16 protein-coding genes are annotated in these 14772 nt (G+C 71.2%); 5 read left to right on the forward strand and 11 right to left on the reverse strand.

All coding sequences use genetic code 11. From position 1 onward, the window contains the following. The first annotated feature begins 217 nt into the window (after positions 1–217). Positions 218–445 carry a hypothetical protein gene (locus tag O7620_RS09185; RefSeq protein ID WP_278122684.1) on the forward strand — a complete coding sequence of 76 codons (228 nt, stop codon included), beginning with the start codon at positions 218–220 and terminating at the stop codon, positions 443–445. Between the two features lie 58 nt (positions 446–503). Next, positions 504–1430, forward strand: coding sequence for a 5'-3' exonuclease (locus O7620_RS09190; protein WP_151490035.1), 927 nt, complete (start codon positions 504–506; stop codon positions 1428–1430). A 41-nt stretch (positions 1431–1471) separates the two neighbouring features. Here the strand turns inward: O7620_RS09190 and O7620_RS09195 are convergent, their stop codons facing one another. After that, a complete protein-coding gene (locus O7620_RS09195; protein ID WP_278122685.1) occupies positions 1472–2188 on the reverse strand; it encodes an isocitrate lyase/phosphoenolpyruvate mutase family protein in 717 nt (238 codons plus the stop codon). Between the two features lie 13 nt (positions 2189–2201). Continuing rightward, positions 2202–2516: a GNAT family N-acetyltransferase gene (locus O7620_RS09200; protein WP_347403793.1), complete on the reverse strand. Its 315-nt coding sequence runs from the start codon at positions 2514–2516 to the stop codon at positions 2202–2204. Positions 2517–2595: 79 nt separating this feature from the next. On the opposite strand from O7620_RS09200, the gene O7620_RS09205 reads away from it, so the two are divergent. Further along, the gene (locus tag O7620_RS09205) at positions 2596–3300 is read left to right on the forward strand and encodes a DUF1223 domain-containing protein (protein WP_278122687.1); all 705 of its coding nucleotides are present in this window, start codon (positions 2596–2598) and stop codon (positions 3298–3300) included. Between the two features lie 67 nt (positions 3301–3367). On the opposite strand, the gene O7620_RS09210 is transcribed toward O7620_RS09205, so the two are convergent. After that, positions 3368–4663, reverse strand: coding sequence for an endo-1,4-beta-xylanase (locus tag O7620_RS09210; RefSeq protein WP_278126921.1), 1296 nt, complete (start codon positions 4661–4663; stop codon positions 3368–3370). 418 nt (positions 4664–5081) lie between these two features. Continuing rightward, a complete protein-coding gene (locus O7620_RS09215) occupies positions 5082–6863 on the reverse strand; it encodes a family 43 glycosylhydrolase (protein WP_278122688.1) in 1782 nt (593 codons plus the stop codon). A 559-nt stretch (positions 6864–7422) separates the two neighbouring features. On the opposite strand from O7620_RS09215, the gene O7620_RS09220 reads away from it, so the two are divergent. Next, the gene (locus O7620_RS09220; RefSeq protein ID WP_278122689.1) at positions 7423–7581 is read left to right on the forward strand and encodes an AbfB domain-containing protein; all 159 of its coding nucleotides are present in this window, start codon (positions 7423–7425) and stop codon (positions 7579–7581) included. A gap of 6 nt (positions 7582–7587) precedes the next feature. Here O7620_RS09220 and pdxY read toward each other — a convergent pair whose 3' ends face one another. Beyond that, the gene (gene pdxY / locus O7620_RS09225) at positions 7588–8439 is read right to left on the reverse strand and encodes a pyridoxal kinase PdxY (RefSeq protein WP_278122690.1); all 852 of its coding nucleotides are present in this window, start codon (positions 8437–8439) and stop codon (positions 7588–7590) included. A gap of 308 nt (positions 8440–8747) precedes the next feature. On the opposite strand from pdxY, the gene O7620_RS09230 reads away from it, so the two are divergent. Then, complete coding sequence (locus O7620_RS09230; protein WP_278122691.1) at positions 8748–9941, forward strand: endo-1,4-beta-xylanase; 1194 nt, start codon at positions 8748–8750, stop codon at positions 9939–9941. Positions 9942–9987: 46 nt separating this feature from the next. On the opposite strand, the gene O7620_RS09235 is transcribed toward O7620_RS09230, so the two are convergent. The 6 genes from O7620_RS09235 to O7620_RS09260 are packed head-to-tail and all read right to left on the reverse strand — an operon-like array spanning position 9988 to position 14731. Further along, positions 9988–10317, reverse strand: a complete 330-nt coding sequence (locus tag O7620_RS09235) for an NIPSNAP family protein (RefSeq protein WP_278122692.1) — start codon at positions 10315–10317, stop codon at positions 9988–9990. After that, a complete protein-coding gene (locus O7620_RS09240) occupies positions 10318–10926 on the reverse strand; it encodes an LUD domain-containing protein (RefSeq protein WP_192580315.1) in 609 nt (202 codons plus the stop codon). It abuts the gene before it with no gap. Beyond that, complete coding sequence (locus O7620_RS09245; protein WP_278126922.1) at positions 10923–12344, reverse strand: LutB/LldF family L-lactate oxidation iron-sulfur protein; 1422 nt, start codon at positions 12342–12344, stop codon at positions 10923–10925. The genes O7620_RS09240 and O7620_RS09245 overlap by 4 nt, the downstream gene beginning before the upstream one ends. A 20-nt stretch (positions 12345–12364) precedes the next feature. Beyond that, the gene (locus O7620_RS09250; protein ID WP_278122693.1) at positions 12365–13114 is read right to left on the reverse strand and encodes a (Fe-S)-binding protein; all 750 of its coding nucleotides are present in this window, start codon (positions 13112–13114) and stop codon (positions 12365–12367) included. Between the two features lie 19 nt (positions 13115–13133). Beyond that, positions 13134–13883 carry an SDR family oxidoreductase gene (locus O7620_RS09255; RefSeq protein WP_278122694.1) on the reverse strand — a complete coding sequence of 250 codons (750 nt, stop codon included), beginning with the start codon at positions 13881–13883 and terminating at the stop codon, positions 13134–13136. Continuing rightward, positions 13880–14731 carry a fumarylacetoacetate hydrolase family protein gene (locus tag O7620_RS09260; protein WP_278122695.1) on the reverse strand — a complete coding sequence of 284 codons (852 nt, stop codon included), beginning with the start codon at positions 14729–14731 and terminating at the stop codon, positions 13880–13882. Before O7620_RS09260 ends, O7620_RS09255 begins: the two co-directional genes overlap by 4 nt. Between the last annotated feature and the right edge of the window lie 41 nt (positions 14732–14772).

Here is a 14772-nt window from a genome sequence, read left to right on the forward strand (position 1 = left end):
CCACTGACCGCGCCCACCCTCGGCGATCGGTGACCTCGGCGCCCGACCACAGGCCGTCGGCCACCCGGCGAACCCGGGTCGCGTCGCCGAGCACGTACCGGTCGGCGCCGCGCGGTGTGTGGGCCGGCCCGCGCGGTGGTTTTCCTGGTCGGACGGCAGCGGGGGCCATAGCCTGGGATCGGGTCGCCCGCGCGGGCAGGCCCGACCGGGAGGACCAGTGGCAGCGAACGAGGCGAACCGGGCGGCGACACGCCGTCGCTGGCAACTGTGGGCCGGAGTCCTCGCGCTCGTCGGCCTGGTGCTGCTGATCATCGGCCTCACCGCGGCCGACGGCGTCGCGGCCTGGGTCGAGGTGCTGGTCGCGATCCTGCTGCTGGTGACCAGTTACGTCGTGCAGCACCTGGCCCGGCGGGAGACCGTCTACCGGCACGACGAGCAGCGCTGATCACGTCGACGGCCGGGCGTACCCCTGATCGTCGGAGGGTTGTGCCAGGCTGTCCGGCGTGGCACACCGATCCCCGATCCTGCTGATCGACGCACCCAGCCTCTACTTCCGGGCGTACTTCGGCATTCCGGAGTCCGCCGCCCGGGCCGAGGACGGCACCCCCGTCAACGCGGTGCGCGGCTTCCTCGACATGCTCGCCACCCTCATCCGGGGGCGCGGCGCCGACCGGATGATCTGCGCTCTGGACTACGACTGGCGGCCGGCGTGGCGGGTCGACCTGCTGCCGTCGTACAAGGCGCACCGGGTGGCGCCGCAGGGCGGCGAAGTCGTACCGGACACGCTCTCCCCGCAGGTGCCGATGATCCTGGAGGTGCTGGAGGCCGTCGGCATCACCGCCGTCGGCGCGACCGGCTACGAGGCCGACGACGTGCTCGGCACGCTGTCGGTGACGCAGCCGGGTCCGGTCGAGGTGGTCTCCGGCGACCGGGACCTGTTCCAACTCGTCGACGACGCCCGGGGCGTCCGGCTGCTCTACATCGGGCGTGGCGTGGCCAAGCTCGATGACTGCGACGACGCCGCCGTGCGGTCGCGCTACGGCGTGCCGGCCGACCGGTACGCCGACTTCGCCGCGCTGCGCGGCGACCCCAGCGACGGCCTGCCCGGGGTGGCGGGTGTCGGCGAGAAGACCGCCGCTCGGCTCATCGAGCGCTACGGCAGTATCGCCGGCATCCTGGCCGCGCTGGACGACTCCGACTCGTCCTTCGCTCCAGGTCTGCGCACCAAGCTGGTCGCCGCCCGCGACTACCTGGGTGTGGCACCGACCGTGGTCCGGGTCGCCCTGGACGTCCCCCTGCCGGAGCTGCCCACCGCGCTGCCCACCGCGCCCGCCGACCCGGACCGGCTGCTCGACCTGGCCTCCAGGTGGAACCTGGCCGGTTCCGCCCGCCGCCTGGTGGACGCCCTCGCCGCCCGCGCCGACGCCTGAGGGCCGAGCGGCCCGCGGCCGACGCTCCAGGGCCTGAGCTCTCAGGCGCGCAGCGCCGCCGCCAGGTCGGCGATCGCCCCCATCGCGTGGCGCTGCATGCCCGGGCCGAAGGTGATCCGGGTGGCGCCGAGCCGGGCCAGCTCGGCCACCGACTCCCGGGCAGGGCCGGCGGCCATGGTGAGCGGACCCTCGATGCCGTCGCGCAGCACCGGCAGCACCGCCGTCGGCGCCAGGATCGGGTAGACGCAGTCGGCGCCGGCGGCAACGTACAGCCGAGCCCGCGCCACCGCGTCCGCCGGGTCGCCGGTCCCGACCAGGAACGTGTCGACGCGCGCGTTGATGAACAGGGCGTCGCCCGCCGCCGCGCGCACCTCGGCCAGCCAGTCCGCGTGCCGCCGCGGGTCCTTGAGGGTGGTGTGCCCCTCGGAGTCCTCCAGGTTGCAGCCGACGGCGCCGGTGTCGAGGATCCGCCCGACCAGCTCGTCGGGTGCGAGACCGTAGCCGCCCTCGACGTCGGCGGACACCGGCACGGAGACGGCCCGGACGATCCGCGTCACCGCGGCGAACATCTCGGCCGGCGGCGTCGAGCCGTCCTCGTAACCGAGCGACGCGGAGACGCCGGCGCTCGGGGTGGCCAGCGCCGGGAAGCCGGCATCGGCGAGCACCCGGGCGCTGGCCGCGTCCCAGGGACCCGGCAGGACGAGCGGGTCGCCGGCGGTACGGCCATGGTGCAGGGCACGGAAGGCGACGGCGGTCACGTCTTTCCGTCCCCTATTTCACCTTGCGGGTCGATCGGGCCACGATGTCCTCGTATTCCGGATGCTTGGTCAGCCACTCGGCGAGGAACGGGCAGATGGGCACCACCGTCCGGCCCCGGGCCCGCGCGTCGTCCATCACCGCGCGCGCGAGTGTCGAGCCGATGCCCCTGCCCTCGAACGCCGGATCGACCTCGGTGTGGGTGTAGGCGATGATGCCGCCGGTCAGCTGGTACGTGACGAACCCGGCGACCACGCCCGCCTCGTCGCGCGCCTCGAAGCGTTCCCGCGCCGGCGCGTCTGTCACGGAGTACTGCACCGGATCATCCAACCACAGCGGCGAGCAGGCATTGTCGCGGCCGTAACGGGAACCGCAGAGCCGCCCGCAGGCCCCTGGAAGGAGATGCGCCGTGACGGACCCGTCGACCGGCGGCGGTTTCGCCGTCGTGGAGCTGTTCACCTCCCAGGGCTGCTCGAGTTGCCCGCCCGCGGAGGAGCTGCTCACCGAGATCGACAGCGACGCCCGGACGAGGGGGCGGCCCGTGTTCGCCCTCGGCTTCCACGTCGACTACTGGGACGACCTGGGTTGGCCGGACCCGTACGCGGACGCGGTGCACACGGCGCGGCAGGAGGCGTACGCCCGCGCGTTCGGCTCCGGGCGCCTCTACACCCCGCAGATGGTCGTCAACGGCACGGAGGAGTTCGTCGGGTCCGACCGGCGACGGGCGGCCGACACGATCGCGTCCGCGCTGACGTCGGCCGCCACCACGCCCCTCGCGCTGTCGGTGCGGAACCGTGACGGGGGCCGTCGGGTGGAGGTGGACTACCGGGCCGAGCGGCCCCCGCTGGACGCGGTGGTGAACGTGGCGGTCGTGGAGCGCGGACTGCGCAGTGCGGTGGCCCGCGGGGAGAACGCCGGGCGGGTGTTGCGGCAGGACAACGTCGTACGCGCCTTCACCTCGGTGGCGCTGAACGCGGGGCAGGGCCGGGTGGATCTGCGGACGCCGCCGGACCTGGACCCCCGGCAGGCCGCGGTGGTCGGCTACGTGCAGCACGACGGCAACCAGGCCGTCGTGGGTGCCACGGCTATCGAACTGCCCGTCGCGTCCGAGTGAGGCGGCCCCCGCAACAGGCGGGTCGGTGCGGAGGACCGGTGGTGGTCCTCCGCACCGACGCCGTGATTCAGCTGGCCGAGCAGGTGGGGGTCAGGCCGGCTCCGCTGCCGTTGCCCTGGAAGCCGAACTCGGTGACCTGGCCCGCGCCGAGCCGCCCGTTGTAGTCCACACTGGTGAACCGGACGGCGCCGGTGGAGCCACTGGCCGTGGCGCTCCAGGTGTTGGTGACGCTCGCACCACCCGGAAGCGTCATGCTGACGGTCCAGCCGTTCGTGCCGGACGAACCGGCGGTCACCGTCACGGTGGCCACGAATCCACCGGTCCACGAGTTCAGCGACACCGACGCGGAGCATCCACCCGGGCCCGGCGGCGGGGTCGTGGGCGGAGGCGTGGTGGGCGGCGGGGTCGTGGGCGGAGGCGTGGTGCCGCCGGCGTTGAGGGCATTGAGGACGGAGGTGTACGCGGCCTTCTTGTTGCCGCCGCAGTCGAACAGCAGGGCGTTGTCCGATCCTCGCCAGGAGTCGCAGTCGCGCACGCCCCACACCGTGATGCCGGTGCAGCGCGAGACGTTCATGCAGGCCCGGGTGACCGTGCCGTAGATATTGGCCTGGTTGCCGCCGGTCATCACGTCCAGCTCGGTGATCTGCACGTCGACACCAAGATCGGCGAAACGCTGCAGGTTCGCCTGGTAGTCACCGGGAATCGTGGTGCCCAGGTGCGACTGGAAGCCGACGCAGTCGATCGGCACGCCACGAGACGTGAAGTCCCGCACCATGTTGTAGATACCGGTCGACTTCGCGTTGATCCCGTCGGTGTTGTAGTCGTTGTAACACAACTTCGCACCCGGATCCGCGGCCCGCGCGGCCCGGAACGCCGCCTCGATCCAGTCATTGCCGGTGCGCTGCAGGTTCGAATCACGCCGACCACCGCCGCCACCATCGGCGAACGCCTCGTTCACCACATCCCAGGCATAGATCTGCCCCCGGAAATGCGTCGCCACCTGAGTGACATGGTTGATCGCCGCACTGCGCAACGCACTGCCGGACATCCCCTGCGCCCAACCGGGCTGCTGCTGGTGCCAGAGCAGGGCATGACCCCGCACGCTCATCCCGTTGGCGCGCGCGTGACTGACCAGACGATCACCACCGGTGTAGCTGAACCGGCCCTGCTGCGGCTCGGTGGCGTCCCACTTCATCTCGTTCTCGGCCACGACACTGTTGAACTCGCGGTTCAGGACGGTCACGTACGTGTTGTCGGACAGCTTGCCGGTCGCGACGGCCGCGCCGAAGTAGCGGCCCTTCTCGGCCGCCGACGCCCCGAGGGTCGTCCCGGCACTGGCGGCGGTGGACAGCGTCATCGCCATCCCGGCGGCGAGCACGCCGGTGACGGCGATGGTCACCGCCGCTCGCAGGGCTCTTGCGTGGTTCATGTGGGTTCCTTCTCTGTGGTGGTGTTCCAGCGGTGAAGGTGCGGCGTCGGAGGCGTCGACGATGTCGACGCCGGTCCGACCGCGTTTTCGTCCCAAGCTGGCGAGACCATGACGGGCAAGAGCCCGGTCGCCGTCAACGGCACCCACTGATGGGAGTCCTGACACGACGCCCGGCATGCCCTGGGCGGACGTCGTGCTCCGAGGTACGGCCAGCGGGCTCGCCCGGTGAACCTCGGGTGCGGCCGTCCTCAACCATCGACTGTGAGCGATAACATGCCGTTCGTCAAGTCGTAACGAATGCCGGTGCGTCGGGTGCCGGAGCCGCACGCAGGCGACCCCGGCACCCCGTGCGTCACTGCAACGAGACGTCGTCGACGAGGAGGCTGTCGGTCCCCTCCGCGGTCTCGACGTAGAAGGTGGCACCGGTCAGCGTCCCGCTCCACGACGCGGTCGCGGTGCCGGTGAGCTGGGTCCACCCGTTGGCGTTCACCCCGGTCGCCGGGGTCAGTTGCAGGTAGTTCGTCGTGCCGTTGGCGGTCAGGGAGAGGGTCGCCTTCGCCGACGGCGTCCCGCTCTGCGACCGTACCCAGACGCTCGTGGTGTAGCTCTTGCCGTTGGTGAGCTTCGACGTCACGTCCTGGCCGGGGCCGTTCCACGACGCGGTCCGGCCGGTGATCGACAGCGAGCCGGTGCCGCCGTGCACGACGGCCGTGTTCGACGACAACGTGCCGCTGCCCACCACACCCCAACCCGTCGTCCCGCTCTCCAGGTTGCCGTTGGTCAGCAGGTTGCCACCGCTGCCGCCGGTGCCGCTGAACTGCCACCAGTTCACGTTGAACAGGTTGCCGCTGCCACCCGCGAAGCGGAGGAACACGTCGCGCGTCCCGGTCGCCCCGCTCACCGCGCAGGTGCTGGTGGTCCAGGTCTGCCAGCCACCGGTGACCGGAACGGTGCAGGTACCCACCAGCGGGCCGGTGCTGTTGTCGAGCCGCACCTCGATGCGGCCACCGCTGCCCGCCGAGGCGACCCGGGCGGCGAACGAGGTCGCGCCCGCGCCGAACGCGACGCCCTTGACCTTGATATAGTCGCCGTTCTCGATCCAGCCGACGTTCATCCCGCCCTCACTGGACGGTTCCGTCTCGATGCCGGAGCCCCAGGCGATCGTCTCGGCCTCCTGCCGCACGTACGGGTTCAGCGTGCCCACCTGCGGCGCACCCGTGGTGGTCATGTTGATCGTCGGGAAGGTGCCGTTGGAGTTGTAGCTGAACTTCTCCACCGCGACCGAACGGGTGTAGCCGCCACCACCGGGCAGGGCGCCGTTGTGGTAGAAGAAGTACGAGCCGCCGTTGACGTCGACGACGCCGGCGTGGTTGGTGAAGCTGCCGCCCTGCCGGGGCATGATGGTGCCCCGGTAGGTCCACGGTCCGGTGGGGCCGGGGGCCGTCGAGTAGGCGATGAACTCGGAGCAGCACTCCGCCGCGAACACGTTGTAGTACGTGCCGTTGCGCTTGTAGACCCAGGGCCCCTCCTCGTAGAGGGTGGGCCTGCTCGCGTTGCCGTTTCGGGTGCCGAATCCGGCGGTGGTGAGAGCGATCCTCGTCGCCGCACCGGAGTAGGAGATCATGTCCGGGTTGAGCTTGACGTACCACAGGTTCGGGTTGCCCCAGTACAGGTACGCCTGACCGTCGTCGTCGATGAACACGGTCGGATCGATCTCGCCGTTGCCCACCAGGGGTCGGCCGATGGCGTCGCGGAACGGTCCGGTGGGGCTGTCGCCCACCGCCACGCCGATCGCCATCGAGTTGGTCGCCCGGTTGGTCACCGGCACGTACCAGTAGAACCTGCCGTTGCGGGCGACGACCTGGCCGGCCCACGCGTTCGCGCTCGCCCAACTGAAGGTGCTGATGTTCAGTGGCGAGCCGTGGTCGGTCCAGTTGACCATGTCGGCGGAGGACCAGACCCGCCACTCCTTCATCGTGAAGTACGTGGAGCCGTCCTCGTCGTGGCCGGTGTAGAGGTACACCCTGCCGTTGTACACCAACGGGGCCGGATCGGCGGTGTAGATGTGCTGGACGATCGGGTTGTCCGCCCTGGCCGTGCCCGGGACCAGTGCGAGGACGCAAACCAGGCTCATCAGCCAGGCGATGCCGCGCCTGGCGCCGGACCTGCTGCGTGCTGTGGTTCGGTGTGCCACCTTCACGGTTACTCCCTGAGAGTCGCGGCGGCCTGCCGCGACGCCGGCTGCCGATCGACCGGATCCCATCCCGGACCGTGATCGACGTGATTGCTCGTGATCTGTTAGCGCTAACACCTTGCCAAGGGCACCTCCCGAGCCCGCTTGTCACCTGCTTGACCTGGGATTTCAGGGTGTGCAATGTCAACGACGTAATCGCGTTGCCGCATTGTCGTATCGACGTTGACATCTAAGATTTACGATGGACCGTACTGAGCGGCACGCCGGCCGTCAACGGAGGAACCGCACTTCTCGCGCTGACCCTCCGTCACGGACGACGGCGGATGGCGTCGACACGCGGCGCGACCGCGCCCCGGATCGGCCGCCGTCCGGGCCTGCGGCCGTGGCGCACCCGGGGGCATCGCCGCGGTGGCACCCCGGGCGGCGTCGGTGCCGACCGACAAGGGGTTGCGAGGGCTCGCACCCACCCGAGCCGCTACCCATCCAGATGTGGCGAACGGTGCCCGGCCTCGCCGACGCCACCTGGACGTCGTTGCGCTCCTACAACATCCCGACCCGCTACCTGCGACACGCCACCTACCTGCCGCGCATCGACCCGCTCGGCGGCAGTTCGAGCGCCGCTGACCGGCAGGACGCCACCTTCCGGATCACCTCGTAGGTCGCCTCAGCGCAGTCGCCGGGCGGCGAACCGCGCCGGCGGCGCGGCGATCGCGTCCTGGGCAGCGATGAGCTGGATCTCCCGGGTGCCCGCCGCGAGGGTGGCCTCCAGGACGGCGAAGACGGAGGAGACGGTGCGTTCCAGCGCCGTCGCGGGCGAACCCGTCGTGCACAGGTGCGCGAGGTAGAGCGCCGCGGTGACGTCGCCGCCACCGTTCGGGTTGATCGGCAGCAGGGGCGTGGTCACCGACCAGGCGCCGTCGTCCGAGACGGCCACCACCTCCAGTGATCCCGCCGGCACGTCGGCGTGCAACACGCTGGTCACCAGCACGTGCCGTGGCCCGGTCGCGCGTACCGCGTCGACCGCGTCCAGCACCTCGGCCAGGGTGGTGGTCGCACGGCCGGCGAGGAAGTCCAACTCGAAGTGGTTCGGGGTGATGATGTCCGCGCGCGGGACCACGACGTCGCGCATGTACTCCGGGATGCCCGGGCGGACGAACATGCCCCGGCCGACGTCGCCCAGCACCGGGTCGCAGCAGTACACGGCGTCCGGGTTGGCCGCCTTGACGGTGTCCACCGCGTCGAGGATCACCGCGCCCATCGCCGGGTCGCCCTGGTAGCCCGACAGCACCGCGTCGGCGCTGCCGAGGACCCCCCGGTCCGCGATCCCCGCGATCACCTCGGCCACCTGGGCCGGATCCAGCAGCGGCCCGCGCCACGCGCCGTACCCGGTGTGGTTGGAGAAGTGCACGGTCAGGACCGGCCAGACCTCGTGCCCCAGCCGTTGCAGGGGGAATGCGGCGGCGGAGTTGCCGACGTGGCCGTAGGCGACCGACGACTGGACGGACAGGATCTTCACCGGACCATCATGGCCGGTCCCGTCAGTGCCCCGCGTCCTGCCCGGCGATTCTGTCCGCTGGCCCACACCGCGCCCTCCGCCGCCGAAACTTTCGGTCGCGCTCCACCCGACCGGATCGCAGGTCATCGGACGTATTTCCGAAGTTTCCACGGTTGACGCCGGACATCGATCGGCTTAACGTTTCGGGCACGTTTCCGGCCCCGCTCCGGAACGACCGGCACCGGCCCCGCTCCCCCGCACATCCGCACCGGACCCGAACTCTCGCGCCCATGATCGAAGATTGTCGATCACCGTCGAAGGGAAGGCAGATGAAGCCAAGGCAGTGGCTCACCGTCGGGGTGGTCGCCGTCGCGACCGTCGCGGCGCTGAACACCGTGCCGGCCACCGCGAGCCGGCCGTACGACCCGACCACGCAGAGCCTGGCGACGCTCGGCCAGCGCCACGGCCTGCACATCGGCACCGCCGTGAACGCCACGGCCCTCAACGACGCCACCGACCCGCAGTACCGCCGGCTGGCCAGCACCGAGTTCTCCTCGGTCACTGCGGAGAACGCGATGAAGTGGGAGAGCCTGGAGCCCACCCGCGGCACCTACAACTGGGCCGAGGCCGACCAGCTCGTCGAGTTCGCCAAGCGCAACCGGCAGAGCGTGCGCGGTCACGTGCTCGTCTGGCACAACCAGTTGCCCACCTGGCTGACCAGCGGCGTCGCCGACGGCTCCATCAGCAAGCAGGAGCTCCGCGAGCTGCTCCGCAAGCACATCACCACGGTCGTCAACCGCTACAAGGGCAAGATCTGGCAGTGGGACGTGGTCAACGAGGCGGTCAGCGACCCGTGGGACACCCCGTCCACGCTGCACTACAAGGGTTTCTGGGCGCAGAACCTGGGCCCCGGCTACATCGCCGACGCGTTTCGCTGGGCGCGCGCCGCCGACCCGAAGGCGCTGCTGTTCTACAACGACTACAACATCGAGGCGTTCGGCTCCGGCAACCCCGCCGACGACAAGACGCAGTTCGTGTACGACATGGCCAGAGACCTGCTCCGGCAGGGCGTCCCGATCGACGGCGTGGGCTCACAGGGCCACCTCGGCACCCAGTACGGCAACTTCGACACCCTCCAGGTGACCGCCGCGCTGAAGAGGTTCGCCGCGCTGGGCCTCGCCACGGCGTTCACCGAGGTGGACGTCCGCAGCCAGCTGACCGAGGCGGTCCAGGCCGGCGCCGCGAACGAGATCAACCCCCGTCTGCAGGCGTCGGCCGCCAACTTCAGCGTGCTGATGAAGGCGTGCCTCGCCGTACGGAGCTGCCTGTCGTACACCGTCTGGGGTTTCACCGACAGGTACTCGTGGGTGCCGGACTGGTTCAACGACCCCCCGGAGGGTCTGGCCACCATCTACGACGAGAACTACCAGCCCAAGCGGGCGTACCAGGAGCTGAAGTCCGACCTGATCGTCGCCGGGCCGCCGTACGTTCTGCCCCGCAGCACGCCCAGGCCGCGCCGCTGAGCTGACACGGACCGTGCGGGGTCCACCCTTCCCCGCACGGTCCGCGTCAGCGCGCGGCGGCCGCTCCGTCGTCCGGCAGGAGTGGACGCATGAAGGTTCGTTCGTAGCGGAGCACACAGCCCGACTCGTCGCGGATGCGGTCCGCCGCCACGACATCCGGGTCGCTGCCGAAACGGACCCGGTACCGCTCGTACGCCGCCAGGCTCTCGAAGCTGAACAGCGCCTCGGCCCGGTCGCTGGCGCCCTCGGCCGGCAGGAAGTAGCCGTGGTGCACACCACCGTGCCGGGCCACGAGCTCCATCCACGCGCGGGCGAAACGCTCGAACGCCTCGATCTGCGCCGGGTCGATGGTGTAGTGCACGACGCACGTGATCATTCATTCACGATAGGGCAGCAGGATGACGTGCAGCTGGCGCGGGCCGTGCACACCCTCCACCCGGATCAGTTCGATGTCGCTGGTGGCCGAGGGACCGCTGATCCAGGTCAGCGGACGGTGCGGCGTCAGCCGGGCGAGCGCTTCCGGCACGGTGGCCACCACCTGGTCGGCCCGGAGCACGCACACGTGCCGGTCCGGCAGCAGACTGAGCACCCGCCGCCCCTGGTCGGGCGAGCCGTCGAGGACGACCGTGCCGGTCTGGGCGACGGCGACGGCGGCGCCGGTCACGACGGCGTCCGCGGCGCCGATCCGCATGTTGTCGAGGCCGTCGTCGGGCAGGGCGGTCACCGTCGGCGGCAGCCAGGCCGGGGGCAGACCCGGGGGTACGACGACGGTGCCACCGGCCGGCAGGATGTCGGCGATCGTGTCGGCGACGGCGGCCTCGACGACCCGGTGCACGTGCGCCCGGTAGTCGGTCAGCCGCTCCACCAGCTGGTCGAGGTCGAGTGTGCCGGTGTGCCGGTAGTCGCGCGGCACCTCGACCGGGGCATGGGCGCCGGAGGCGAGTGCGGCCCGCAGTCGGCCGAGGACGAGATCCCGGGCGCTCATCGGTCGGCCCACCACTCGCGGAACGTCTGCGCCGGCGGCTCCGGCAGGTCCCGGCTGCCGGTCCAGCCGTTCAACGGCGGCGGCAGACCCCGTCCGCGCCGGCCGGCGACCCGGCTCATGCGGGCGGCGCGCTGCGCGGCCTCGTACAGCCGGGGATGATCCATCGTGTACGCGGCGGCGGCCATCGCGATCGACTCGGCGGTGGGCCGGCGACGCGCGTCGACCGCCTCGGCACGCAGGTGCACCAGCACCTCCGGAATGTTGATCTTCACAGGGCAGGCGTCGTAGCAGGCACCGCACAGCGTCGACGCGTACGGCAGGGACGCGTTGTCGTCGATGCCGGTGAGCTGGGGCGACAGCACGGCACCGATCGGCCCCGGATACACCGACCCGTACGCGTGCCCACCGGCACGCTCGTACACCGGGCACACGTTGAGGCAGGCCGAACAGCGGATGCACCGCAACGCCTGCCGCCCGACCTCGTCGGCGAGCACCGCGCTGCGCCCGTTGTCCAACAGGACCAGGTGGAACGCCTGCGGCCCGTCGCCCGGGGTGACCCCGGTCCACATCGACGTGTACGGGTTCATCCGCTCCCCCGTCGACGCCCTGGGCAGCAGTTGGAGGAACACCTCCAGGTCCCGCCAGGTCGGCACGACCTTCTCCACGCCCATCACCGTGATCAACGTTCGGGGCAGGGTGAGGCACATCCGCCCGTTGCCCTCGGACTCCACCACGGCCAGGGTGCCGGTCTCGGCGACGGCGAAGTTCGCCCCGGACACCGCGACGGGCGTACTCAGGAACGTCTCCCGCAGAAAGCGGCGCGCGGCGGCGGCGAGGGCCGCCGGATCGGCGGTCAACTCCGGGTCGACGCCAGGCATCTCGCGCAGGAAGATCTCCCGGATCTCGGCCCGGTTGCGGTGGATCGCGGGGACCAGGATGTGGCTCGGCCGGTCGTCGCCGAGCTGCACGATCAGCTCCGCCAGGTCGGTCTCGACGGCGGTGACGCCGGCGGCGTGCAGTGCCTCGTTGAGGCCGATCTCCTGGGTGGCCATCGACTTGACCTTGATGACGCGGTCCGCGCCGGCCGTCCGGACGAGGTCGGTCACGATGGCGTTGGCCTGCACCGCGTCCGCCGCCCAGTGCACCACCCCACCGGCCTCGGTGACCCTCGCCTCGAGCTGTTCGAGCAGCTCCGGCAGCCGGTGCAGGGTGTCGGCCTTGATCGCCGCGCCGGCCGCCCGCAACTGCTCCCAGTCCGACTGTTCCGCGATCACGCCGGCGGACTTGGCGCGGATCGTGGTCGTCGCGTGCCGGAGGTTGCGCCGCAGTTGCGGGTCGGCCAGGCTGCGTCGCGCGGCCGCCGGGAACGACTCGTCGCCGCGCAGGTGCCCCACGCCGGGCGGGGCGGTCGTCGGCATACCGAGGAACGTCCGGCGGGTCACCGTCGCACCGCCGATTCCTGCTCGGTCGAGGCCAGGATCTCGGCGAGGTGCACCGTCCGCACGCCGGTCCGCAGCCGGGACAACCCGCCGCCGATGTGCAGGAGACAGGAGGCGTCGCCGGCGGTGCACACGTCGGCGCCGGTGGAGAGCACGTGGCGCATCTTGTCCGCCAGCATTGCCGTGGAGGTCTCCGCGTTCTTCACGGCGAACGTGCCGCCGAACCCGCAGCACTGCTCCGCGGCCGGCAACTCGACCAGGTCGAGGCCGCGCACCGCCGCCAGCAGCGTCCGCGGCCGGTCGGCGACCCGCAGCATCCGCAACGAGTGGCAGGTCGGGTGGTACGTCACCCGGTGCGGGTAGTACGCGCCCACGTCCGTCACCCCGAGCACGTCGACCAGCAGCTCGGACAACTCGTAGGTGCGCGCCGCCACCGACTCGGCCCGACTGGTCAACGCCCGGTCGCCGGCGTGCCGGGCCACCATCGCGTGCTGATGCCGCACCGCCCCCACGCACGAGCCCGACGGCGCGACGATCACGTCGTACGGGTCGAAGACCCGTACGTGCCGGCGCACCAACGGCACCGCGTCGGACCGGTAGCCGGTGTTGATGTGCATCTGCCCGCAACAGGTCTGCCCCGGCGGAAAGACCACCTCGTGGCCCAGCCGTTCCAGCAGGCGCACCGTTGACGTCGCCGCCTGCGGGAACATGGTGTCGGCCAGGCAGGTCACGAACAGCGCGATCCGCACGGCACACCCCCGACCGTCGTCACGGCCGCACCCGCAGGTGGGTGACTCCACCGTCGACGTCCAACACCGTACCCGTGGTGGAACCCGCCCTCGGCGACGCGAGGTAGACGATCGCGTTCGCGACCTCCTCCGGCGTCACCAGGCGTCCGATCGGCTGGCGGGCCCGCAGCGCCACCCGCTCGGCGTCCGGATCCTCCGCCTGCGCCAGCAGACGCCCGACCCACGGTGTGTCCGCCGTACCGGGGCACACGCAGTTGACCCGGATGCCCTCGCGGACGTGGTCGGTGGCCATGGCGAGGGTCAGCGACAGCACCGCACCCTTGCTGGCCGAGTAGAGCGCCCGCCCCGGCAGGCCGTTGAGCGCGGCGATGGACGAGACGTTGACGACCGACGCGTGCTCGGAGCGGCGCAGCCACGGCAGGGCCTCGCCGACGACTCTCGCCATGCCGACCACGTTGACGTCGAGCACGCGGTGCCACTCGTCGTCGCTGTTGTCGACAACGGTGCCGGTCGCTCCGACCCCGGCGTTGTTGACCACCACGTCGATGCCGCCGAGCGCGTCGGCGGCCGCGGCAACCGCCGTCGCCACCGACGGACGGCTCGCCACGTCGGCGGCGAAGCCGGCGATGTCCTCGGCGAGCCCGCTCGGGTCGAGGTCGAGGACGGCCACCCGGGCACCCCGGGCGCGCAGCTCCTCGGCGGTGGCGCGACCGATGCCGGACGAGCCACCCGTGACGATCGCGCTCAGCCCGTCGAACTCCCCGCTCATGCCACCACCAGCGTCTGGCGCGCCCGCCCCAGGCCGGTGATCTCCAGCTCCACCACGTCACCGGCGCGCAGGTACGGATGATCCGGCAGCCCGAGCGCCACCCCGGCCGGCGTCCCCGTGTTGATCACGTCGCCGGGATACAGGACCATGAACTGGCTGAGATACCAGACGACGTGCGCGACCGGAAAGATCATGTCCTTGGTCGTGCCGTCCTGGCGGAGCAGCCCGTTGACCCACAACCGCAGCGACAGCGCCTGCGGATCGTCCACCTCGTCCGCCGGCACGAGGCACGGCCCCAGCGGGTTGAACGTCTCGCAGCTCTTGCCCTTGTCCCACTGACCGCCGCGCTCAAGCTGGAAACCACGCTCCGAGACGTCGTGCGACACCGCGTACCCGGCGACGTGCCGCAGGGCGTGCTCCGGGGACCCGGCGTAGCGAACGGTCGTACCGATGACGACCGCGAGTTCGACCTCCCAGTCGGTCTGCGTCGAGCCGCGCGGGACGTGGACGTCGTCGAACGGCCCGACCATCGTCATCGGGTCCTTCATGAAGACCACCGGCTCGGCGGGGAGCGGCGCACCCGTCTCCGCGGCGTGGTCACGGTAGTTCAGTCCAATGCAGACGATCTTGTTGGGGCGCGCGATGGGCGCCCCAACCCGCAGTGTGTCCGCGTCGGGCAGCTCGACCAACTCGCCGCGGTCGAGCGCGGCCCGGGTACGCGCGATCCCGTCCGACGACCAGAACACCCCGTCCAGATCGGCGGTGAGGGCGCGCAGGTCGAAGGTCGTACCGTCACGCTGGACGACCGGGATCTCCCGACCGGCCGGGCCGAGGCGCAGAAAGTTCAACTCTGTCTCCTGTGGTTGCCGTGCCGAGCCGCTGTCGAGAG

The organism is Micromonospora sp. WMMD710 (genome assembly GCF_029626045.1).
GTDB lineage: Bacteria > Actinomycetota > Actinomycetes > Mycobacteriales > Micromonosporaceae > Micromonospora.